This window comes from Noviluteimonas lactosilytica (genome assembly GCF_020866925.1).
GTDB lineage: Bacteria > Pseudomonadota > Gammaproteobacteria > Xanthomonadales > Xanthomonadaceae > Noviluteimonas > Noviluteimonas lactosilytica.
The window spans coordinates 482,565-504,636 of record NZ_JAJGAK010000002.1; the positions used below are offsets into that span (position 1 = coordinate 482,565).

Consider the following 22,072-nt stretch of genomic DNA (forward strand, 5'->3'; position numbering starts at 1 on the left):
CCCTTTGCCCCTCCCGGCTATTTGGCTGGAACGACGTTCCATTCGAAGTCGTAGTCGAACTGGTCGAAATACAGGTTGCCGCCCCGCCATTCCGCTTCGCCGCGCTGCGAGTCGACGTTGTCGGAGCGGAAGTGCGTCTTGGCGGGTTCGAACTGCGTGCCCCATGCGTCGTTGAACGCCACGCGATAACGATCGAGCCCACCGAGGTAGAACCATTCCACATCCGGATCGCCGGCGAGACGGCCGAACGTCACGTCCATGGGCACCCATCCATAAGGTGCGATGTACACCTGGCCCCAGTCGTGCAGGTTCCAGTAGTCCGTGTCCGAGAACATCATTCCCGACTGCCAGCGCGCGGGAATCCCGTTGAGGCGCAGCAGCGTCATCAACAGCAGCGTCTGCTGGCCGCAATCGGCGTGGCGCGCATGCAGCACGTAGTCGGGGATGTTGGAAAGCGTCGAGTATTCGCGTGCGCCCGCCCACGGATAGTTGGCGTCGACAAGCGCGAACAGCTTGCGTGCGATGGCGTACGGGTTCTTTTCGTCGCCGACGGTCTGTCGCGACAACTGCTTCATCGCATCGGTGAAGACGATATGCGGCGCTTCCTCGCCCAGGAACGGCGCGAGCTCGGTGCGTTGCGCGTCGGTGAGCGGCACGACCTTCGCAGGATCGATCGCGTGGTACTGCGTGGAGAGCGTGACTTCGTAGGTGACGTCGAAGCGCGTCGGCTTGCCGCCTTCGGCCTTGTCCTGCAGGTGCACGGTGCGCATCAGCGCGGATTCGGGCGCGAGGGTGTTCTTCGCGGGCGTCGTCGATACGAGCTCGATGTCGTCCTGGTGGCCGGGGATGTGGCGCGGGAACGGGATCCACGCATCGATCGCCTCGCCCGCGGGCACCGCGTCGGCATTGACGGTCAGCGACTGGGTGATGCGCACGCGCTGCGGCAGCACGCTCGACTTGCCCGTCTCGAGCGCGGTCTTGCGCGCGAGCTGGTGGTGCGGGTGCAGCTTCTCGAGCGGGTTGTCGTTGCGCTTCGGCGGCTCCGTGCGGCGCGCGACCGCTTCGGGGCTCAGGCGCCAGAGATTGCCGACGGCGCGCTGGAAGTAGCGCTTCTCACCGTCGATGGTCATGTGTTCGAGCTGGTTCGCCGCATCCCATTTCGCGAACTCGTCGTCGCGCAGGTCGGGGATCTGCTTCTTCACGTCCGCGCGGATCTTCGCTTCGTCGTGCGGGAAGTCCAGGCGGATGCGGCGCATGCGCTCGCGTTCGTAATCGAGTGCGCGTTGCGTCGCGGCGTCGGGGTTTTGCTTCAGCGCTTCGTCGATCGCCGCGTTCGCGGCCTTGAAGTCGCCGCGATCGACCATCGCCACGATGGCGGGCGGTGCGGGCGGCGGATCGAAGGCGGCGACCGCGCCGGCGGCGAGGCACCCGGCGATCGCGAGGGACAGCAGGGGCATCCACATGCGCGAACGCACGTGGAGCGGAGTGGACATCGCGATGGCTCCGACCTTGTCCAAGCGCACACGACCCCTGCGAGAGAGCTGCGAAATGCTTCTGTAACATCTCCGTGATGGCCGGTCAATAAATTATTCTTCCCCCGGCCGCTTCGATGAATATATATTCCGACCGCCCCCGATCCCGGGGCGACGGGGGAACCGGATGATCCAGACGGTGTGGCCCTACCTCGCGCTGATGCTCGGGATCGCCGGGCTGTTCCCCATGCTCGAGCGGCGCACGCAATGGCGCGTGTTCTCCGTCATGCCGCCGATCGTCATGGTCTACCTGCTGGTCACCGCGCTGTCGGTCGCAGGCGCGTGGCACGTGCAGGGCGAGATCCAGGCCGCGCAGAAGACGCTGATCGCGCAGATCCTGCCGGCGATGCTGTTCCTGTTGATGATCCATTGCGACCTGCGGGCGATCCTCGCGCTCGGGCCGCGCGTGCTGGCGGTGTTCTTCAGCACGACGGTGTGCCTGTTCATTGCGTTCGCGACCACGTACCTGCTGTTCCGCAACGCCCTGCCCGCGCTCACCAAGTGGGAACCGCTCGCCGCGTTGAGCGGCAGCTGGGTCGGCGGATCGGCGAACCTGATCGCGGTCGCGCAGGGCGCGGGGCTGTCGGAGCAATCGATTGCGCTCGCACTGCTGACCGATGCGCTCTGCTATTCGGTGTGGGTGGCGGTGCTGTTCTCGGTCGGGCGCCTGGCGCCGGCCTTCGATCGCTGGACGCGTGCGAAGTCGAGCGCCGACATCATCGCGGCCGTGCCCGAAGCGAAAGGCGCGATCACGCCGGATGCGGTCCTGCTGTGGCTCGGCCTTGCGCTCGGCGCGGGCGTCGCCTCGCGCTGGATCGCCGGGATGCTGCCCGAATCGCAATACGTCAGCGCGACCTCATACACGATCATGATCGCGACGGGCCTGGGCCTCGTCGCCGCGCACACACCGCTCGCGCGCTTCCCCGGCGCGTCGAAGATCGCCAGCGCGCTGCTGATCTTCATCGTCGCGATCCTCGCCTCGCAGAGCAATTTCGAAGGCATCGGCGCGGCGCCGTGGTACATCGCGTGCGGGCTGTCGATCCTGCTCATCCATGCGGCGCTGCTCGCGCTGCTGGCGAAGCTGTTCCGTTTCGATTTGTACCTCTGCGGCATCGCGTCGCTCGCGCACGTCGGCGGTGTCGCCGCGACGCCGGTGCTCGCCGCTTCCTATTCGCCCGCGCTCGTCCCGGTCGGCATCCTGCTTGCGTTGCTCGGCTATATCCTCGGGACGGGTTTTGGTTTGGTCATGGCGCAAGTGCTCGCAGCGCTGGCGCCTTGAGGAGAATGCAGATGCGCATCCGTTCGAACATGTTCGTGCTGGCCTCGGCGCTGGCGCTCGTCCTGTCCACTGCGTACGCACGCGAGCCGGTGCAGCTGGTGCGCCCGCCGAGCGGCGTCGTCGGCGTCGAAGCCGCGCAGCTCGATCCGCAGTTCTGGGTGTCGAAGCTGGGCACGGATGCCAATCGCGTGCTGCTCGACGCGGCGGCGATCGGCGCCGCCAACACGAAGATGCGCGCGCAGGACCCGACCATCCACGACGTCGCCCTGCCCGCCTCGATTCCGCAGGCCACGGTGCGCGAATGGATCACCGATCTGTCGGAACGCCCGACACGCACGCTGTACGATGAGCAGCACAAGGAAGTCCCCGCCGCCACGCTCGACGGCCTCGTCGATGCGCTCGCGCTCGACAGGATCGCCGCCGACACGACGCCGCGCTACGCGCTCGTCGTGAGCCGCGCCGCGCTGCGCACGTTCCCCACGACCCTGCGCGTGTTCTCGAACAACGAAGACACCGACATCGACCGCTTCCAGGAAAGCGCGCTGTTCCCCGGCGTGCCGGTCGCGATCGTGCATGAAAGCCGCGACGGCCAGTGGGCGTTCGTCGTGAGCCAGCGTTATCGCGCCTGGGTGGAACGCAAGCATCTCGCCGAAGGCGCGCGCGACGTCGTCCTCGGCTTCGCCGACGCGGCGCCCTATCGCCTCGTGACCGGCGCGAAGGTGCGCACGACCTACACGCCGAACCTGCCGCAGGCGTCCGACGTGCTGCTCGACATGGGCACGCGCCTGCCGCTCGCCGCCGTGCCGCCCGACCAGATCGTCAACGGCCAGCACCCGTACTCCTCGCACGTCGTGCAACTCCCGATCCGCGAAGCCGACGGCGCGCTGCGCATCGCGCCCGCGCTCGTGCAGGACATCTCCGACACGTCGGCCGCGCCGCTTCCGCTGACCCACGCCAACATCATCCGCCAGGCCTTCAAGTTCCTCGGCGAACGCTATGGCTGGGGCCACGACTACGAAGCGCGCGACTGCAGCGGCTTCGTGTCCGAGATCTACGCGAGCATGGGCGTGCTGTTGCCGCGCAACACGCGCGACCAGTCGAAGAGCCCGTCGCTGCACAAGACGCTGTTCGACGACAAGAGCACGCGCGAGCAACGCGAGGCCGCGGTCGAGGCGCTGCAACCCGGCGACCTGGTCTACATCCCCGGCCACGTGATGATGGTGATCGGCTGGATCGGCGACCAGCCGTTCGTCATCCACGACACCAACGGCGGCACGATGCGCGCGCCCGACGGAAAACTGCGCTCGCTGCACCTCAACGGCGTCTCGGTGACGCCGCTGCTGCCGCTGATGTACGACGAAGATCACCGCTACGTGGACCGCATGACCAGCGTCGTCCGCGTCGCGACCCAGGACTGATCCATCCCAAGTTTCGAAGCCGGAGCCGCTTCCGCATGAAGATCACCCGCATCGAGTTCGGCATGCTGCGCGTGCCGCTGAAGACGCCGTTCAAGACCGCGCTGCGCACGGTCGACAAGGTGGAGGACGTCGTCGTGATGATGCACACCGACACCGGCCACGTCGGTTACGGGGAAGCGCCCGCGACGGCCGTGATCACCGGCGACACGCATGGCTCGATCGTCGACGCGATCAGGAACTACATCGCGCCGCGCCTGATCGGCCAGGACGTCGCCGACCTCAACCGCCTCACGCGCCTCGTGCAGACGTCGATGGAACGCAACACGAGCGCGAAGGCGGCGGTGGAGATCGCGCTGTACGACCTGTTCGCGCAGTCGTTCGATGCGCCGCTCTATCGCGTGCTCGGCGGCGGCGATCCGGTCATCACCACCGACATCACCATCAGCGTCGACACGATCGACAAGATGGTCGCCGACTCGCTGGCGGCGGTGGATCGCGGTTTCGATTCGCTGAAGATCAAGGTCGGCAAGGAAATCGGCGTCGACATCGAACGCGCCAAGGCGATCTACGCCGCGGTCGAGAACCGCGCCCTGCTCCGCCTCGACGCCAACCAGGGCTGGACCGCGAAGCAGGCCGTGCACGCGATCAACGCGATGGAAGACGCGGGCATCGTGCTCGAACTCGTCGAACAGCCCGTCAAGGCCACCGACCTGGAAGGCATGCGCTACGTCACGGAGCGCGTGCACACGCCGATCATGGCGGACGAAAGCGTGTTCGGCCCGGCGCAGGTCATCGAGCTGATCCGCATGCGCGCGGCCGACATCATCAACATCAAGCTGATGAAGACCGGCGGCATCTCCAACGCGATCCGCATGGCCGACATCGCGTCGTTGCACGGCATCGAGTGCATGATCGGTTGCATGCTGGAATCCTCGATCAGCGTCGCCGCCGCAGTGCATCTTGCGGTCGCCAAGGCCGACGCGATCACCAAGGTCGACCTCGACGGCCCGTCGCTCAGCCAGTTCAATCCCGTCGAAGGCGGCGTGATCTTCAACGAATCGGAGATCACGATCACCGACGCGCCGGGCCTCGGCATCCGCCGCATCAACGGCCTGGAACCGTTGACCGCGTGACCATGAAACCGCTGTCGAAGATCCGCGCCGAGCGCGAACAGATGTCCGCGATCGAGCGGCGGATCGCCGACTTCATCCTGGACAACGCCCAGCTGCTGCGCGACTACTCGTCGCAGCAGCTCGCGGCCGCGCTCGGCATCAGCCAGTCGAGCGTGGTGAAGTTCAGCCAGAAGCTCGGCTATCGCGGCTACCCCGACCTCAAGTATTCGATCGCCGAAGCGATGACGCCCGAACGCGGCGCCATCGTGCCCGCGACCGAGGAAATGCCGGAACTCGTGTCCGGCGACCTGTGGCGGCGCAAGAGCGAAGCCGAAGCGGAAACGCGCGCGATCAACCCGCCGTCGGCGATCGAGTACGTCGCCTCGCTGATCGGCCGCGCCAACCGCGTGCTGCTGTTCGGCGCGGCGGAAGACAGCGCGATCGCGCGTGCGTTCACCTATCGACTCACGTTGCTCGGCGTCACCGCCCTGCACCACTTCGACTACGCGCACCTCGGCGCGAGCATCGCCTCGTGCCGCGCCGGCGACGTCATGCTCGCGATCAGCGAACAAGGCAAGCAACCCGCGCTGTGCCAGCTCGCCCGCAGCATGCGCGAACGCCAGGGCAAGGTCGTGAGCGTCACGCGGCACACGTCGAACCCGCTGCGTGCGCACGCCGATATCGCGTTGCTGATCGCCGGCCACGACGACCGCCCGCACGTCGCGCCGCTGCTGTACCAATCCGGCGTGCAGCATCTGCTCGATCGCATGTTCGTGCTGCTGTGCGAAGGGCGCGGGGATCGACTGGCGACGTTGCAGGCGAATCTCGAGCGCAACAAGTCGCTGCCGGAAGGCTGAGAAGGGAAACGGGAAACGAAGAGCGGGAAACGGGAGAGAGGCGCTCACTTCGGCCGACGGACCTGCAAGCCGGAGCGGACAGTAACCTCCCGTTTCCCGCTCTTTGTTTCCCGTTTCCCGCTTCTGCCCTGCCATGACTTCCGGCCGACGCCCTCTCCTCACCTCCCCGCGCTAAAGTCGGGCCTTCATCCGCGGGGAGCCTCCCTTATGTTGCGCCGCACACTGCCTGTCGCAGTCCTGACGTTCGCCTGTGCCCAGGCCTTCGCTGCCGAACCTGCTTCGACCAAGCCCGCCGCGGTGCAACGCGAGGAAGTCGGCAATCGCGTCAGCGAGAACATCCCCGCCATCCCGGCGGAGCTGCTCGAGAAGCTCAGTCGCTACCAGAACACGCGCGGCGCGGGTCTCGCGGGCTGGACGCGCGAAGGCTGCGTGCTGATCAACACGCGCTTCGCCGAGACTTCGCAGGTGCATCGCGTGTGCAAGCCGCTCGGCGCGCGCGAGCAGCTTACCTTCTATCCGGAACCGGTCGGCGGCGTCGCCGCGGCGCCGGCCAAAGCGAAAGCCAACGGCTTCGTCTTCTCGAAGGACAAGGGCGGCGACGAGTTCTCGCAGCTGTACTGGTTCGACTTCGGCACACGCAACACGACGATGCTCACCGACGGCAAGCGTTCGCAGAACGGCGGCGCGGTGTTCTCGCCCGACGGCACGCTGATGGCGTACGCGGGCACGGGTCGCAACGGCACCGACCGCGACATCTACGTGCGCAACGTGGCGACCGGCGAAACGAAGACGGTGGTGACCGAGGGCGGCAGCTGGGGCGCGATGGATTTCTCGCCCGACAACAAGGAATTGCTGGTCTCGCGTTACGTGTCCGCGGCCGAGTCGTATCCGGGCGCGGTGAACCTCGAGGACGGCAAGCTCGAGATGTTCCCGGTCGACGGCGGCAAGGCGTCGTTCGGCGGCTTCGCGTTCGCCGGCGACGGCAAGTCGGTGTACTTCGTGTCCGACGAACCGATCCAGGGCCAGCCGCAGGAATTCCAGACGCTGCGCTGGCACGAACCGGCGAGCGGCAAGCTCGAGATCCTGACGCGCGCGATTCCGTGGGACGTCGATGGCTTCACCATCGCAGACGACGACAAGCACCTCGCGTACGTGACGAACGAAGACGGCATCAGCAAGCTGCACGTGCTCGCGCTGCCCTCGCACAAGGAAGTCGCGATCCCCGACCTGCCGATCGGCGTGATCGGCGGCTTCGAGTTCTCGCCCGACGGCAAGCGCCTGGCGCTCACGCTCAACAGCGCGACGTCGCCTAGCGATACGTACGTCATCGACCTCGCTGGCAAGCAGCTCGAACGCTGGACGCAGAGCGAAGTCGGCGGCCTCGATTCGTCGAAATTCGTGGCGCCGACGCTGGTGCGCTATTCGACCTTCGACCAGGTCGACGGCAAGCAGCGCACGATCCCGGCGTTCTACTACCGCCCCGCCAACGCACCGAAGGGCAGGAAGCTCCCGGTGATCATCAACATCCACGGCGGTCCGGAAGGCCAGTCGCTGCCGACCTTCAGCCCGACCGCGCAGTTCCTCGCCAACGAACTCGGCGTGGCGATGCTGGTGCCGAACGTGCGCGGCTCGACCGGCTACGGCAAGACGTACCTCTCGCTCGACAACGCGGCGCTGCGCGAGGATTCGGTCAAGGACATCGGCGCGCTGCTCGACTGGATCGCGAAGCAACCCGAACTCGACGCCTCGCGCATCGGCGTGTACGGCGGCAGCTACGGCGGCTACATGGTGCTCGCCTCGCTGATGCACTACAGCGATCGCATCCGCGCGGGCGTGGACATCGTCGGCATCTCCGACTTCACCACGTTCCTGACCAACACCGAGAGCTATCGCCGCGACCTGCGCCGCGCCGAATACGGCGACGAGCGCACGCCGGAAATGCAGGAAGTGTTCGCGCGCATCTCGCCGGCCCGCCATCCCGAACGCATCGCGTCGCGCTTGTTCGTGGCCCAGGGCAAGAACGACCCGCGCGTGCCGTACACCGAAGCCGAGCAGATCGTGAAAGCCGTGCGCGGCAACGGACAGCCGGTGTGGTACCTGCTGTTCAACGACGAAGGACACGGTTTCCAGAAGAAGGCGAACGCCGACTACTTCGGCGCGGCCACGATGCTGTTCTGGCAGCAGCACCTGTTGGGCGAGTAACGCTGCGCCCCACGCCCTCCCCCCGTTCGCGGGGGAGGGATTGTTGCCCGGCGGGCACCTCCCTCGATCGAGCCATTCGCCGACCGCGTCGCCGCGCTAGCATTCGCGCATGGACCTGCGCCGATGGATTCCCGCGTTGTTGGTGGCCTCGCTGGCGATGCTCGCGGCGCCCGACGCACGCGCGCTCGACACCGATCGCGGCCTGCACCAGTTCCACCACACCGCGTGGACGCGTGCGCAGGGCGCACCGAGCCAGATCAGCGCGATCGCGCAGACCCGCGACGGTTTCCTGTGGGTCGGCAGCACGCAGGGCCTGTATTGGTTCGACGGCATTCGCTTCCAGCGCTTCGAACCGACCAACGACGTGCAGGTGCCGTCGCACAACTCCTACGCGCTGCATGCGACCGCCGATGGCGGATTGTGGGTGTCGTTCCGTCCCTCGGGCCTGGGCTTCATCCGCGATGGCCGCCTGACGCTCTACACGCGGCCGGACCAGATTCCGAAGACGCAGGTGTATTCCATCCGGACGGCGCTCGACGGTCGCCTGTTCGCCGGCACGCACGAAGGCATCGCGCAATGGAACGGCACGCGCTGGGTATCGCTGGACGACGCGTGGGGCGTGCCGAACGATCGCGTCCGTCAGCTCATCGCGTTGCCGCGCGGCTTGGTCGCGGTCGTCGGGCGCGAAGTGTTGCTGTTGCCCCCGCGCGCGACGCGCTTCGCCAAGCTCGCCGACGTCCCATGCGAACCGGTGGAGATGGTCGCCGACGCGCACGCGACGGTCTGGGTGTCGTGCGACGGCGGCATGTTGCGCGTGCCGGTGTCGGGGCCGCCGGTGTTCGATCGCGCGGCGATGCGCCCGCCCTTCGTCGAAGTCATGTTCGATCGCGACGGCGCGCTGTGGCTCGGCAACGACTTCGGCCTGTACCGCGTGCGCGATCCTGCGCAAGCGCTGGGCGCGACGATCGAGAACGCCGACACCTACACCGACGAGGACGGCCTCACCAGCGACAACATCATCCACATGTTCGAGGACCGCGAAGGCAACGTGTGGGTCGCCACGTCGCGCGGGCTCGATCGCTTCCGCTCCAATCCCGTCGTGCCGGTCGCGTTGCCCGAGGCCTACACGAGCAACACCATCGCCGCGGGTGAAGACGGCGCGGTGTGGGTCGCGGGGATGTTCACCTCGCCGCTCGTGCGCATCGACGCCGCGCATCGCGCGGGCGCGCGCACGCCGTTCCTCGAAGCGAGCCAGCCCGTGCAGGCGCGCAGCGTGTTGCGCACGCGCGACGGCACGACCTGGTGGGGCGGCCTGGGCGTGCTGTATCGGCAACGCGGCGAGCGCGTGGATGTCGTGCCCGGTCCGCGCGAAGTCGCGAACTCGTGGATCTGGGATCTCGCCAACGCATCCGATGGCCGCGGTCTCTGGCTCGGCGTCGACGATCTCGGCCTGTGGGAAGTCGACGGCGATGCATGGTCGCCCGCACGCTTGCCGCAGGGCCTGTTGTCGCGCGTGCCGAGCGCGAGCTGGGACGACGGCGCGGGCGTGCAATGGTTTGGCTACACCGAGAATCGCATCCGCGTCGTCGACCATGGTCGCGTCACGTCGTACGGGCCGGAGGACGGTCTCGACATCGGCCGCGTGAAAGTGATCCGCGGCAACGCGGTGCAGCGCTGGGTCGGCGGCGAACTCGGCGTCGCGCTCTTCGACGGCAAGCGCTTCCATCGCGTGCGCTTCGCCGGATCGCAGCAACCGGGCGCCGTGGGCGGCATCGTGCCGACGCATTCGGGCGACGTGTGGTTGTCGGAGATGCGCAGCCTCATCCGCATCCCGGTCGACGAGATGCGCGCGCTGCTGCGCAATCCGAAGCATGCGGTGCGCGCGCAACGTTTCGATGAAAGCGACGGCCTGCCCGGCGCGCCGCAGATGAACACCACCGACTCCACGGCGTTGGAAGCGAGCGACGGCGTGTTGTGGTTCGGCACCGACTCCGGCCTGGCCTGGGTCGATCCCGAAAAACTGCGCCCCCCGGGCCCGAATCCCGAAGCCCGCCTGCTCACCGTGCGCGCGCGCGACGAGGCGATCGACGCGAAGGGCGCCACCGACTTTCCCGTCGGCACCGACCACCTCGAGTTCGTGTTCACCGCGATGACGCTCACCGCGCCGGAACGCGTGCGCTTCCGCTATCGCCTCGCGGGGTTCGACGATGCGTGGCAGGACGCGGGCACGCGGCGCGAAGCCGCGTATTCGCGCGTGCCGCCGGGCGATTACGTCTTCCATGTGCAGGCCGCGCATCCCGGGCAAGCGTGGGGCGGGCCGGAAGCGGCGATGCGCGTGTCGATCGCGCCGGCGTTCTGGCAGGCGCGCTGGTTTTTGTTCCTGTGCTTCGCCTTCGGCGCGGCGGTGATCGGCGCGTTGTACCTGTTGCGCCTGCATCAGATGGAACGGCAGATGCTCGCGCGTTTGCAGGAACGCCACGACGAGCGCGAGCGCATCGCCCGCGAGTTGCACGACACGCTGCTGCAGGGCCTGCACGGGTTGATCCTGCGTTTCCACGCGATCGGCGTGCAGATCCCCGCCGACAATCCGCTGCGCGCCGCGATCGATCGCGCGCTCGATCGCGCCGACGACATGCTGGTCGAAGGCCGCGATCGCGTGAGCAACATGCGGCGTTCGACCGAGTCGTCGGCGTCGCTGCCGGTCGCCCTCGTGCGCGCGGGGCAACAGTTCGCCGAAGGCTATCCGGGGCAGTTCTGCCACGCGATCCAGGGCGTGGAGCGCACCATCGATCCGATCGTGCAGGACGACCTGTACCAACTCGGTCGCGAAGCGCTGTTCAACGCGTTCAACCACTCCGATGCGAGCCGGATCGAGCTGCTGTTGGTGTTCGACCACCATCGGTTCGTGTTGCGCGTGGTCGACAACGGGCGCGGCATGGATCCGGCCGTCGCGCGCGCCGGCGGACTGCGCGGGCACTGGGGCCTGGCCGGCATGCGCGAGCGCGCCGAACGCGTGCAGGGCGCGCTGTCGATCGGACCCGGCGCCGACGGCGGCACCGCGATCGAACTCGTGGTGCCGGCACGCACGGCGTATGCGGTCACCGCCGCGCGGCGCTTCAAGGACTGGGCCCTGCGCCGGGCCACGATCTCGTCCTCCGACGACCGCGGATGATTGTTGCGTATGTGCAACGATACGTGGCTTTTGCGTTTATTTATTTAGCCTCTGCAACAATCTAGAGTGCGCGCCAGTCCCACCTACTGGAGCGCGTCATGCAGGAACTCCGCAAGAGCAGCGAGCGCGGCCGGGCCGAACACGGCTGGCTGAGCTCCCGCCACACCTTCTCCTTCGCCGACTACCGCGATCCGCGGCACATGGGTTTCGGCCCGCTGCGCGTGATCAACGAGGACCGGGTCGCCCCGGCCCAGGGTTTCGGCACGCACGGGCACGCGGACATGGAGATCCTCTCCTACGTCCTCGACGGCGCGCTGGAACACAAGGACAGCATGGGCAACGGCTCGGTGCTGCGTTACGGCGACGTGCAGCGCATGAGCGCGGGCACGGGCGTGCGCCACAGCGAGTTCAACCATTCGCCCGAGTCGCCGGTGCACTTCCTGCAGATCTGGATCTTCCCGGATCGCAACGGCCTGCCGCCGAGCTACGAGGAGAAGCACTTCGACCCGGCGTCGAAGCGCGGCGTGCTGCGCCTCATCGGTTCGTCCGACGGGCGCGACGGTTCGATGGTGATCCACCAGGACGCGTCGTTGTTCGCGTCGATCCTCGATGGCGAGGACCGTGTCGAACACGCGCTGCAAGCCGGACGCGGTGCGTACGTGCATGTCGCGCGCGGCAGCCTCGATGTCGGCGGCCAGCGTTTGCAGGCCGGCGACGCACTGAAGATCACGAGCGAAGCATCGATCGTGCTCGCGAACGGCGACGACGCCGAAATCCTGTTGTTCGATCTTCCCCTTTGATCCGTCCGTCCACTTCGACTGGAGACCCGTCATGACCGCTTCGACCCGCAATCCCCTGCTTGCCATCGGCCGCGCACTGCTCGGCGCGTTGTTCTTCGTTTCCGCGATCACCAAGATCGGTGCGTTCGCCTACGTGTCCGGCTGGATCGGCAGCAACGGCCTGCCCTTCCCCGACCTCGTGCTCGTCGCGACGATCGCGATCGAACTGATCGGCGGCGCGATGTTGATCACCGGCTGGAAGGCCCGTTGGGCCGCGCTGGGCCTCGCGATCTTCCTCGTGCCGGTGACGCTGGTGTTCCATGCGTTCTGGTCGGCCGAGCCGGCGCAGTTCAGCGATCAGCTCACCGCGTTCCTCAAGAACACCGCGATCTTCGGCGGCATGCTGCTGGTGTTCGACCGCTCGCGCGCCACGGCGAAGTAATCGCACCGCGGTTGATGCACGTCGCGCACCGGATCACTCGCGTGGTCCAGTGCGCGGCGGCATGCGGGCGAGGCGATCGAGCAGGATGCGTTTGAGCGCGGCCACCGTGGCCGGCTCCGCCTGCAGGTGATGGTCGCCGCGGATGCGGACTTCCTTCGCACCGGGCCACGCCTGGCTTTCGAGCGGCACGACACCGTCGCCGCGTTCCGGATGATCGGGATCGACGATGCCGATCAGCGACCACGCTTCCACGCCCGGTACGATCGGCAATCCGCGCGCCGCGCGATGCACGGGATTCCGCGGCGACAACGTGTCGAGGCTGTTCGGTCCCCCGGCGGCGAACACGGGTTGCAACGCCGGCTGGATCGCATCGGGCGCGCCGGTGGCGATGCGCTTGAGCAAGCCGATGGCCTGCGCCGAACTCTCAACCAGGCCGCGCAGCAAACGCGCCACCACACCGTCCGCGGCTTCGCTGCCGCCATGCGGCGTGGAGATGAACACCACGGTGTCGATGTCCGGCACCGGCTTGAACAGGAAGACTTCCTGCGCGAGCGCCTCGTCTTCCGGCGACACGCCGAGCGCTCCCGGCGGCTTCGCGAACGTCGCATTCCACAGCGCCATGCCCGGATCGGTCACGAGCAACCGCGCGAGCACGCCGCCCATCGAATGCCCGACGATCACCAGCGACGGATCGCCGCCGCCTGACACGTGTGCGTCGCGCAACGTGCCGATGCCGCGCGCGAGCGCGTAGCGATTGGCGAGCAGCGGCGGCCCGGTCCAGTAGCGCGCGAGCCACACCTGGTAGCGATCCGCGAGTTCCGGATCGCCGAGCACTTCGTTCGCGAAGTTGGCCCATGCGACCGGGCTGCTCGCGAACCCATGCACGAGCACCAGCGGCGTCTTCTCCGCATCGATCGGCGCGAGCAGGCGCAGTTCGCTCGTGACCATCGCCTCCGGTCGACGCAAGCCGCCCCATGCGTTGAGTTCCTCGTCGAACAGCGCCGCCGACAGCGCGTAGGCCGCGGTCGTGTCGCGCGCGAGGTCGACGCGGCCGAGCGCAGTGTCGATGCGCTGGTGGCTGGAGGCGTCGGTGACTTCCAATGACTCCCCCGTTGCATCGCGCACGTAACGCACGTTGATCGCCAGTGCGAACGGCTGCGGTGGGAACATCGGCATTCCCTTCGCTTGCCCGATCGCCACCGCCGCCACGCCGAGCCCGTCGTCGACCTGCCGCGTGCGCAGGCCCTGCGTGCGCACGCCCGCGGCGAGCACCACGCGTTGCACGTCGGCGCGTGGGAAACGCGCGTCGTCGGTGCGCCAGCGCCAGCGAATCGGTTCGGCGCGGTCGAAGGGAACCTCGTTCACCAACTTCGACGTGCACGCATCGTGCAGGCGCAATGCCAGTTGCGAACGCGCGTCGAGCGCCGATTTGCGGCCTTCGAGGTTTTCTGCGAACAGATAACGCTCGGTGTGGCGCGCGCAATCGAGCGCGAGTTGCACCGGGCGCACGCCGCGTTGCGAACCGCGATGCAGCAGGTCGGCCGCCGCGAGCAGGCGGGTCGCTTCGCGCACGGTGCCCGGGGTTTCGATCACGGCGCGTGCGCAGGCCGCGGCTTCGCGTTCGCAGTCGCCCTGGATGGCGAGCATCGAGAGGACTTCGTGCGTCGTATCCGAGAGATGATCGGCGACCGCGAGGCCATCGAGTGCGATGCCGCCCGGCATCTCGCCTTCGCGCGCGCCCACGCTCGCGCAGCCCGCGACGAGCATCGACGCGATGCAGAGAGCCGCCAACGTCGCGCGCATGCGCGCCGACATCGTCGCCTACTCCAGCACCCGCGCGGCCGCGATGAAGCCGAGCGTCATCGCGACCACCAGCCATGCGCCCTGCAGGCGCGGCGGCGCGGGCAGCGGCAAATCGAGCACGCGACAGACGACGCCGACCAGCAACGCCATGACCACGCCGGTAATCGCGAGCATCATCGTGTGCGCTCCGCGTGCGTATCGCCGGTGGGACCGCCGCACTGCAGATGCTGGGTCGCGTGGCGACGCGCGATCCAGCGATCGGCCAGCACGTAGCCGCAGGTCATCGCGAACACGATCAGCGCGCCGACCAGCACGGGCGGTGCGGGCGCGGGAATGCCGAACCATCGGCAAACGAAGCCGATGGAGAAGCCGAGCGACAACCCGATCGCGAACTTGACGTTCATGCACCCGCACTCCTTGCGTGCCGTGCGCGCGCATCCGGCGCGAGGAAGTGCCGCACCACCGGCGCGGCGCCGGGCACGAGGGCTTCGGCGATCCCCGCCTGCAAGCGGCGTTCCTCGCCGGTGACACGCTGGTGTTGCCGAAGGTGCTCGGACCACGAGCCGACGATGAATGATTCGAGCCACGTACCAGGCTGCGCGACATCTTCGAGCACGGACCACTGCAACGCGCCGTCGCGACGGCGCGATTCGCCGAGCGCCGCCATCAGCGCATGGAAGCGCGCGTTCTCCCCGGGCGCCACCGCGTATTCCACCGTGACGAGCACGGGGCCGCGATCGCCTTCGAGCACCGCCGCCATGATCGGCTGCGGCCAATGTCCCGACGGCGCGAGGTCGAGGTGCGCCACGTCGCCGATGCGATAGCGCCCCGCCCACAGCGACGCGACAATGGTGCCCAACGCCGCGATGCGCAGCGCCATCGGCACCGATGCGAACTGCGCGACGGAACCCCACGCCAGGCTCCCGAGCGCCATGCCGCCGGCGAAGGTCATGATGTACAGCGACAGCGCCCGCGCACGCACCCACGCCGGCACCGACAATTGCGCGGCCGCCTGGAACGACGACAGCACCGCGATCCACGTCATGCCCGCCGCCAGCATCACGATGCACGCCGGCCACACCGCCGTCACTTGCGCAACCAGTGCGATGCACACGGCATAGCCCACGGCGCCGCCGACGATCAGGCGATCCGCGCCCCATCGCGCACGCACGCGCGGCAACAGCGCCGCGCCGAACAGCGCACCGACGCCGATGCACCCGAGCAACAGGCCGAACGTGCCCGCTCCGCCCTGCAACGTGCGCCGCACCACCAGCGGCAACAACGCCGTCAATGCACTCGCGAACACGAAGAAGCACGCCGCGCGCACGATCACCGAACGGAATGCAGGCGCGTGCCACGCGAAACGCAACCCCGCGCGAAAGGCCCCGATGAAATTCTCCGGCGGCGCGTGTCCGGCCGCCGCGGCCGGCGTGCGCTTCCAGCGAAGCAACACGAACACGGTGCCGAGGAAGCTGATCGCGTTGATCGCGAACGCCGCGGCCACGCCCGCCACCGCGACGATCGTGCCGCCGAGCGCTGGTCCGATCGACCGCGCGATGTTCATGCCGACCGACGACAACGCGATGGCGGGGGCGACGAGCGGTCGCGGCACGAGTTCCTGGGTGACGGCCGACTGCGCCGGCATCGCCAGCGCCGCGCCCGCTCCGATCGCGAACGTCAGCGCCAGCAGCGACCACGCGTGCAGTTGCCCCAACCACGCGAGCACGGCGAGCGCGGTCGCGACCGCCATCATCCACAGCTGCATCACGATCAACAGGCGTCGGCGATCGACGAGGTCCGCCAACGTTCCCGCGACCAGCGCGAGTACCACCATCGGCAACGACGTCGCCGACTGCACCGCCGCGATCATCAACGGCGCATCCGTCAGTTCCGTCATCAGCCAAGCGGCAGCGACATCGTTGACCCACGTGCCGATGTTGCCGATCACGATCGCCAGCCACAGCGAGCGGAACGCCGGCACGCCCAGCGGCGCCCACGCGCCCGGGGTCGCGTCGGCACGGGGCTGGGGCGCGTCCATCTCAGAAGGCAAAGCAGCTGCAGCCGAGCGGGCCCCAGAAGCCGAGCGGATCGTGGCTCGGTGCGTCGAAGTGCGCTGCGTGCGCATGGGGGTGCGTGGCGCAATGCGCGTGCGCGGCGTGCGCAACCTGCGCAGCGACGGCGGGATCGCGCGCGCCCTGGTAACCGCCGTGGCGACGCACGGGCGACCACTCGGGCATCGGCGGCGGAAGGACGGGCGCCATTTTCTCGAAGTCGCCGGCGCCGTGCACGACGCGGCCACCAACGACCGTCAGCACGCTTTCGATGCGGGAGATCGCATCGTCGGGCACGTCGAAGTAATCCGACGACAACAGGCTGAAGTCCGCGAGCTGCCCGGGCGACAGACGCCCGCGCGTCTTTTCGGCGTTGGCGAACCACGCACTGCCCTGCGTCCACAGCGACAGCGCAGTATCGCGATCGAGGCGATTGTCGTCGTCGTACAGCGCCATGCCGCCGAGCGTGCGCCCCGTCGTCATCCATGCAAGCGCGACCCACGGGTTGTAACTCGCCACGCGCGTGGCGTCGGTGCCGGCGCCGACCGGCACGCCGGCCGCAAGCATGGCGCCCAGCGGCGGCGCGCGCGACGCTTTCTCGCGACCGTAGCGATCGACGAAGTATTCGCCCTGGTAGGCCATGCGGTGCTGGATCGCGATGCCGCCGCCAAGCGCGACCACGCGATCGATGTTGCGGTCGGAGATCGTTTCCGCGTGGTCGATGGTGAAGCGCAAGCCTTCGAACGGTCGACGTTTGTGCACGCGCTCGAACGCATCGAGGATGCGCGTGATCGATTCGTCGTAGGTCGCGTGGATGCGGAACGGCCAGCGCTTGTCGACCAGCAGCGTCGCCACCGCTTCCAGTTGGTCCTCCATCGACGCGGCAAGCTCCGGCCGCGGTTCGCGGAAATCCTCGAAGTCCGCCGCGGAGAACACCAGCATCTCGCCCGCGCCGTTATGGCGCAGGAAATCGTCGCCCGCGCCCGGCGACACCATGTCGCTCCAGCGCCTGAAGTCGCCCAGTTCGCCGCCGCGGTTCTGCGTGAACAGGTTGTAGGCGATGCGCACCGTCAGCGCGTCGTCGCGATGCAGCGACTGGATCACCTCGTAGTCTTCCGGATAGTTCTGGAAGCCGCCGCCCGCATCGATCACCGACGTGATGCCGAGCCGGTTGAGTTCACGCATGAAGTGGCGCGTCGAATTGGTCTGCCACTCGACCGGGAGCTTCGGCCCCTTCGCGAGCGTCGCGTAGAGGATCAACGCATTCGGCTTGGCCAGCAGCAGCCCGGTCGGGTTGCCCGCCTTGTCGCGCTCGATGCTTCCGCCCGGCGGATCCTGGCTGTCGCGCGTGTAACCGGCGGCGCGCAGCGCGGCGGCGTTGAGCAGCGCGCGATCGTAAAGATGCAGGATGAACACCGGCGTGTCCGGCGCGATCGCGTTGATCTCGGCGAGCGTCGGCAGGCGCTTCTCGACGAACTGGTGTTCGCTGAAGCCGCCGACCACGCGCACCCATTGCGGCGCCGGCGTGCGCGCGACCTGTTCGCGCAACATCGCCATCGCATCGGCGAGCGAGCGTACGCCGTCCCAGCGCAACTCGAGCGTGTAGTTCAGGCCGCCGCGGATCAGGTGCGTGTGGCTGTCGTGCAAGCCGGGGATCATGCGACGACGGTTGGCGTCGATCACCTTCGCCTCGCCCGCCTGCGCCATCACACTCGCATCGTCGCCGACCACGACGACGCGGTCGCCGCGCACGCCGATCGCCGACGCCTGCGGCTGCGCGGCGTCGCCGGTCCAGACCTTCGCGTTGCGGACGACGAGGTCCATCAGCCGCCTCCGCCCTCGTGCCCGCCGAACATGTGCGCCGCATACTGGATGCCGAGCCCGTAACCGCCCGCATGCACGCGCGCCACGCCGGTGGTGTGTGCGTAGGTCGTCGCGCGCGCCCAGTCGCGCTGCAGCTCGAGCAGGTATTGCAACGCGGTCATCGGAATCGCGCCGGCCTGCACCATGCGCGTCACCGCGCGTTCGTGCGCTTCGTCGCTGACGTCGCCGCACGCGTCGGTGATGACGTAGACCGTGAAGCCCTGGTCGATCGCCGACAGCGCGGGACCGACGATGCAAACGCTCGTCCACAACCCTGCCATGACGATGCGCGACTTCCCCGCCGCATTCACCCGATCGATGATCTTCGGGTCCTCCCACGAGTTCATCGTCGTGCGGTCGACGACCTTCGCGTCCGCGAAGATGTCGAGCAACTCCGGGAACATCGGGCCGGAGAAGCTGTCCGCGGCGACCGTGGTGACGAGCGTCGGCACCTGGAAGCCGCTCGCACCCTTGCCGACCATGGCGACGTTCGAACGCAACTGGCCGATGTCCATCGTGCGCAGCGGGAACGCCATCTGCGACTGGTAGTCGATGAGCAGCAGCAGGTGGTCGTTCGGGTTCAGCAGCGAACGGGCGGCGGCGGGCGTGGCGGTGACCATGCAACTCTCCTGGGGGTGGGCCGTGCTACCAGCGCAGCATCGGCAATGGCGACAACGGGGTCTTGAGGAACTGGCGGCCCGCGAGTTGCACGAGTCGCCAATGGAAGCCGTGATCGGGCAGCGCGCGTTGCACCTGCGCGACGTAATCGCGCGAAAGCCCGAAGCGCACGACGCCCAGCGACACATCCACGAGGTCCGCGCGCCGGAACGGCTCAGCTTGCACGGCATGCACGCCGTCGCACGGCCGCAGCTTGTGGTGCATGCGGATCACCGACTGCACCGCGTCGACCTCGCCGGGACGATCGTGGCTGTGCAGCCAGCTCGCCGCGTGCGCCGCCGACGGTTCGATGTAATCGAACGTGCCGTCGCTCCAGATGCCGAGGTCGTGGAAAGCCGCGGCGATCACGAGCGCCTCCGGCAGCGCGTCCTCGCCGGAGAGCGCGCGGCAGAAGTTCAGCACCCGCAGCACGTGGTTGCGGTACCCCGCCCAGTCCTCGCCGATGTGCGCGCGATAGGGTCCGAGGACCTCGTCCACCAGCGGCACGCGGGTCAGAGGCGCGCGAGCATCCATGCACGGATGTCCCCGAGCACCTGCTGCTTGTCGAGATCGTTGAGCAGATCGTGCGCGTGTCCCTGGTAGAGCTTGAGTTGCTTGTCCTTCGCGCCCGAGTGGTCGAAGAAGTATTGGCTCCCGGCGGGCTTGGTCACCTTGTCGGCGGTGCCGTGCAGGATGAACGTCGGCAACTTGAGCTCGCCGAACTCGCGCGTCAGGCGATCCGCGCCGCGCAGCATCTCGGCGACGGTGTGCGTGGGCTGCACTTCGTTCGCGAGCAGCGGATCGCGGTCCATCGCGGCGACCACCTGCGGATCGCGCGAGAAGTGCTTGTTCGGCAACTTCAGCACGTGCAGGTGCGGCGCGATCGCGCCGAGGCCGCGCACGATCGGCAACGCACCCGGCGGTGCGAACACCTGGTAGGCGAAGCTCTCGCACACCAGGCCCGCGAGTTCGTCCTGGTGGTCGAGCGCGAACACGGTCGCGAGCACGCCGCCCGCGCTGTGCCCGAGCAGGAACAGCGGCAACCCCGGATTGCGGCCGCGCGCGGTGTCGACGAGCAGGCGGATGTCGCTGAGGTAATCCTCGATGCGATCGATGTAGAACCGCTCGCCGTCCGACTTGCCGCGCCCGCGCAGGTCGACCGCGTGCACCGCGAAGCCCTGCGCGGCGAGGTGTTCGCCGGTCCATTGGTAGTGGCCGCTGTGCGACTTGAAGCCGGGCACGATCGCCACGATCGCGCGCGGCGCCTGCACGGGTTGCCACGAGCGCACGAAGATCTTCATGCCGTCCGAACCGGGCAGCCATTCTTCGTGGACGCGCGCCATTTCGCGAATTGCGTTCATGGTGTCCTCCATGCTTCAGGACTTCAGGAAGGCGAGCAGGTCGGCGTTGAGTTCATCCTTCGCCGTGTCGCCGAGGCTGTGGCCGCCGCCCTTGTAGATCTTCAACTGCGCGTTCGGCACGAGCTTGCTCGACTTCATCGCCGCCGCGCCGATCGGCACGATCTGGTCGTCGTCGCCGTGGATGATCAGCGTGGGCACGTCGAACTTCTTCAGGTCTTGCGTGAAGTCGGTTTCCGAGAACGCCTTGATGCAGTCGTAGCCGTTCTTGTGGCCGCACTGCATGCCCTGGCGCCACCACGACTGGATCGCGCCCTGCGACACTTTCGCGCCCGGGCGGTTGAAGCCGAAGAACGGGCCGCTGGCGACGTCGAGGAAGAATTGCGCGCGATCTTCGAGGTAGGCCTTGCGGAAGCCGTCGAACACTTCCAGCGGCAGCCCTTCGGGATTCGCGTCGGTCTTCACCATGATGGGTGGCACCGCGCCCATCAGCACGGCTTTCTTGACCCGCTTCGTGCCGTGCCGGCCGATGTAGCGCGCGACTTCGCCGCCGCCGGTGGAGTGGCCGATCATCGTGACGTCCTTGAGATCGAGCGCATCGAACAACTGCGCGAGATCGTCGGCGTAGGTGTCCATGTCGTTGCCGTCCCAGGGCTGGCTCGAACGCCCGTGCCCGCGACGATCGTGCGCGATGCAGCGATAGCCGTTCGACGCGAGGAAGAACATCTGCGCTTCCCAGGCGTCGGCCGACAGCGGCCAGCCGTGGCTGAAACTGACGACCGGGCCGTTGCCCCAATCCTTGTAGTAGAGCGTCGTGCCGTCTTTGGTGGTGAACGTGGCCATGGGGGTTCCTCGTGTGTCAGGGACGGGGGAAGGCGGCCAGCAACGTCGCGGTGTCCACGATCGCGTGCGCGTAGGTTGGGCCGTTGATGTCGTGCGCGCAACGCATGGCCTCTTCCGAATAGGCGGCGGTCGCGTCGCGCACGAGGGTGACGTGGTAACCGAGCTCCATGCCGTAACGCCCGGTCGCTTCGATGCAAGTGTTGGCGAGCAGGCCGACCAGCACGATGCGATCGATGCCGTGCTGGCGCAGTTGCACGTCGAGATCGGTGCCGGCGAATCCGCTCGACCAGTGATGGCTCGCGACGATGTCGCCGTCGCGCGGCTGGAAGTCCGGATGCCACTCGCCGCCCCACTCGCCTTCGGCGAACACCTGCACGCGCGCGGCGCCTTGCTGGTACGGCGTCGGGTACTTCCACGTCGTGAAGTCGCCGGGGCGGGAGCGATGGTGCGGCACGTAGAAGACGCGGATGCCCGCGGCACGCGCGGCGTCGACGACCGCGCGCATGTGCGCGACGGTGCCGACGGCGTCCATCACCGCCTTCGCGCGCGGCTGCACCTTTCCACCGTCGGAAATGAAGTCGTTGTAGGGATCCACCAGCAGCACGCCGGTGCGATCCCGCGGGTAGGCCGGGCCGTCCATGGGCCGAGGGTGGACCCCGGCCCGACGGCCGGCTTGGACGTGCGTGCTGTTTTGCGGCGGCCGC

The 22,072-nt window shown here is 68.0% G+C and carries 19 protein-coding genes; 8 read left to right on the plus strand and 11 right to left on the minus strand.

Annotation, left to right across the window (positions count from 1 at the left end):
* Positions 1 to 17: 17 nt before the first annotated feature.
* Positions 18 to 1,493, minus strand: a complete 1,476-nt coding sequence (locus LK996_RS11450) for a transglutaminase-like domain-containing protein (RefSeq protein ID WP_230527363.1) — start codon at positions 1,491 to 1,493, stop codon at positions 18 to 20.
* Between the two features lie 166 nt (positions 1,494 to 1,659).
* On the opposite strand from LK996_RS11450, the gene LK996_RS11455 reads away from it, so the two are divergent.
* The 8 genes from LK996_RS11455 (at position 1,660) to LK996_RS11490 (ending at position 12,793) form a co-directional block, all read left to right on the plus strand.
* Positions 1,660 to 2,811 carry a DUF819 family protein gene (locus tag LK996_RS11455; RefSeq protein ID WP_230527365.1) on the plus strand — a complete coding sequence of 384 codons (1,152 nt, stop codon included), beginning with the start codon at positions 1,660 to 1,662 and terminating at the stop codon, positions 2,809 to 2,811.
* Positions 2,812 to 2,822: 11 nt separating this feature from the next.
* Positions 2,823 to 4,229, plus strand: coding sequence for a C40 family peptidase (locus tag LK996_RS11460; RefSeq protein WP_230527366.1), 1,407 nt, complete (start codon positions 2,823 to 2,825; stop codon positions 4,227 to 4,229).
* 35 nt (positions 4,230 to 4,264) lie between these two features.
* Complete coding sequence (locus tag LK996_RS11465; RefSeq protein WP_230527369.1) at positions 4,265 to 5,362, plus strand: dipeptide epimerase; 1,098 nt, start codon at positions 4,265 to 4,267, stop codon at positions 5,360 to 5,362.
* 2 nt (positions 5,363 to 5,364) lie between these two features.
* Positions 5,365 to 6,198: a MurR/RpiR family transcriptional regulator gene (locus LK996_RS11470; RefSeq protein ID WP_230527565.1), complete on the plus strand. Its 834-nt coding sequence runs from the start codon at positions 5,365 to 5,367 to the stop codon at positions 6,196 to 6,198.
* Between the two features lie 207 nt (positions 6,199 to 6,405).
* On the plus strand, positions 6,406 to 8,400 hold the full coding sequence (locus tag LK996_RS11475) for a S9 family peptidase (RefSeq protein WP_230527370.1): 1,995 nt from the start codon (positions 6,406 to 6,408) through the stop codon (positions 8,398 to 8,400).
* Positions 8,401 to 8,509: 109 nt separating this feature from the next.
* Positions 8,510 to 11,572: a sensor histidine kinase gene (locus LK996_RS11480; RefSeq protein WP_230527371.1), complete on the plus strand. Its 3,063-nt coding sequence runs from the start codon at positions 8,510 to 8,512 to the stop codon at positions 11,570 to 11,572.
* Between the two features lie 98 nt (positions 11,573 to 11,670).
* Positions 11,671 to 12,372: a pirin family protein gene (locus LK996_RS11485; RefSeq protein WP_230527372.1), complete on the plus strand. Its 702-nt coding sequence runs from the start codon at positions 11,671 to 11,673 to the stop codon at positions 12,370 to 12,372.
* A 31-nt stretch (positions 12,373 to 12,403) separates the two neighbouring features.
* Positions 12,404 to 12,793, plus strand: a complete 390-nt coding sequence (locus LK996_RS11490) for a DoxX family protein (RefSeq protein ID WP_230527373.1) — start codon at positions 12,404 to 12,406, stop codon at positions 12,791 to 12,793.
* Positions 12,794 to 12,826: 33 nt separating this feature from the next.
* Here the strand turns inward: LK996_RS11490 and LK996_RS11495 are convergent, their stop codons facing one another.
* Genes LK996_RS11495 through LK996_RS11540 form a run of 10 tightly spaced genes read right to left on the minus strand, consistent with a single transcriptional unit; the run spans position 12,827 to position 22,008 of the window.
* A complete protein-coding gene (locus tag LK996_RS11495) occupies positions 12,827 to 14,596 on the minus strand; it encodes an esterase/lipase family protein (RefSeq protein ID WP_230527375.1) in 1,770 nt (589 codons plus the stop codon).
* An 18-nt stretch (positions 14,597 to 14,614) separates the two neighbouring features.
* Positions 14,615 to 14,773: a XapX domain-containing protein gene (locus LK996_RS11500; RefSeq protein ID WP_230527377.1), complete on the minus strand. Its 159-nt coding sequence runs from the start codon at positions 14,771 to 14,773 to the stop codon at positions 14,615 to 14,617.
* Positions 14,770 to 15,000, minus strand: coding sequence for a DUF1427 family protein (locus LK996_RS11505; protein ID WP_230527379.1), 231 nt, complete (start codon positions 14,998 to 15,000; stop codon positions 14,770 to 14,772). Before LK996_RS11505 ends, LK996_RS11500 begins: the two co-directional genes overlap by 4 nt.
* A complete protein-coding gene (locus LK996_RS11510; protein WP_230527381.1) occupies positions 14,997 to 16,634 on the minus strand; it encodes an MFS transporter in 1,638 nt (545 codons plus the stop codon). The genes LK996_RS11505 and LK996_RS11510 overlap by 4 nt, the downstream gene beginning before the upstream one ends.
* Before the next feature lies 1 nt (position 16,635).
* Positions 16,636 to 18,474 (minus strand): amidohydrolase, encoded by a 1,839-nt coding sequence (locus tag LK996_RS11515; RefSeq protein WP_230527566.1) that lies wholly within the window; start codon positions 18,472 to 18,474, stop codon positions 16,636 to 16,638.
* A complete protein-coding gene (locus LK996_RS11520) occupies positions 18,471 to 19,130 on the minus strand; it encodes a hydrolase (RefSeq protein ID WP_230527383.1) in 660 nt (219 codons plus the stop codon). The genes LK996_RS11515 and LK996_RS11520 overlap by 4 nt, the downstream gene beginning before the upstream one ends.
* Positions 19,131 to 19,155: 25 nt before the next feature.
* Positions 19,156 to 19,701, minus strand: coding sequence for an HD domain-containing protein (locus LK996_RS11525; protein ID WP_230527385.1), 546 nt, complete (start codon positions 19,699 to 19,701; stop codon positions 19,156 to 19,158).
* Positions 19,680 to 20,528 (minus strand): alpha/beta hydrolase, encoded by an 849-nt coding sequence (locus LK996_RS11530; RefSeq protein WP_230527387.1) that lies wholly within the window; start codon positions 20,526 to 20,528, stop codon positions 19,680 to 19,682. The genes LK996_RS11525 and LK996_RS11530 overlap by 22 nt, the downstream gene beginning before the upstream one ends.
* Before the next feature lie 15 nt (positions 20,529 to 20,543).
* Positions 20,544 to 21,368: an alpha/beta fold hydrolase gene (locus LK996_RS11535; protein ID WP_230527389.1), complete on the minus strand. Its 825-nt coding sequence runs from the start codon at positions 21,366 to 21,368 to the stop codon at positions 20,544 to 20,546.
* Between the two features lie 16 nt (positions 21,369 to 21,384).
* Positions 21,385 to 22,008 (minus strand): cysteine hydrolase family protein, encoded by a 624-nt coding sequence (locus LK996_RS11540; RefSeq protein ID WP_230527391.1) that lies wholly within the window; start codon positions 22,006 to 22,008, stop codon positions 21,385 to 21,387.
* Positions 22,009 to 22,072 lie beyond the last annotated feature (64 nt).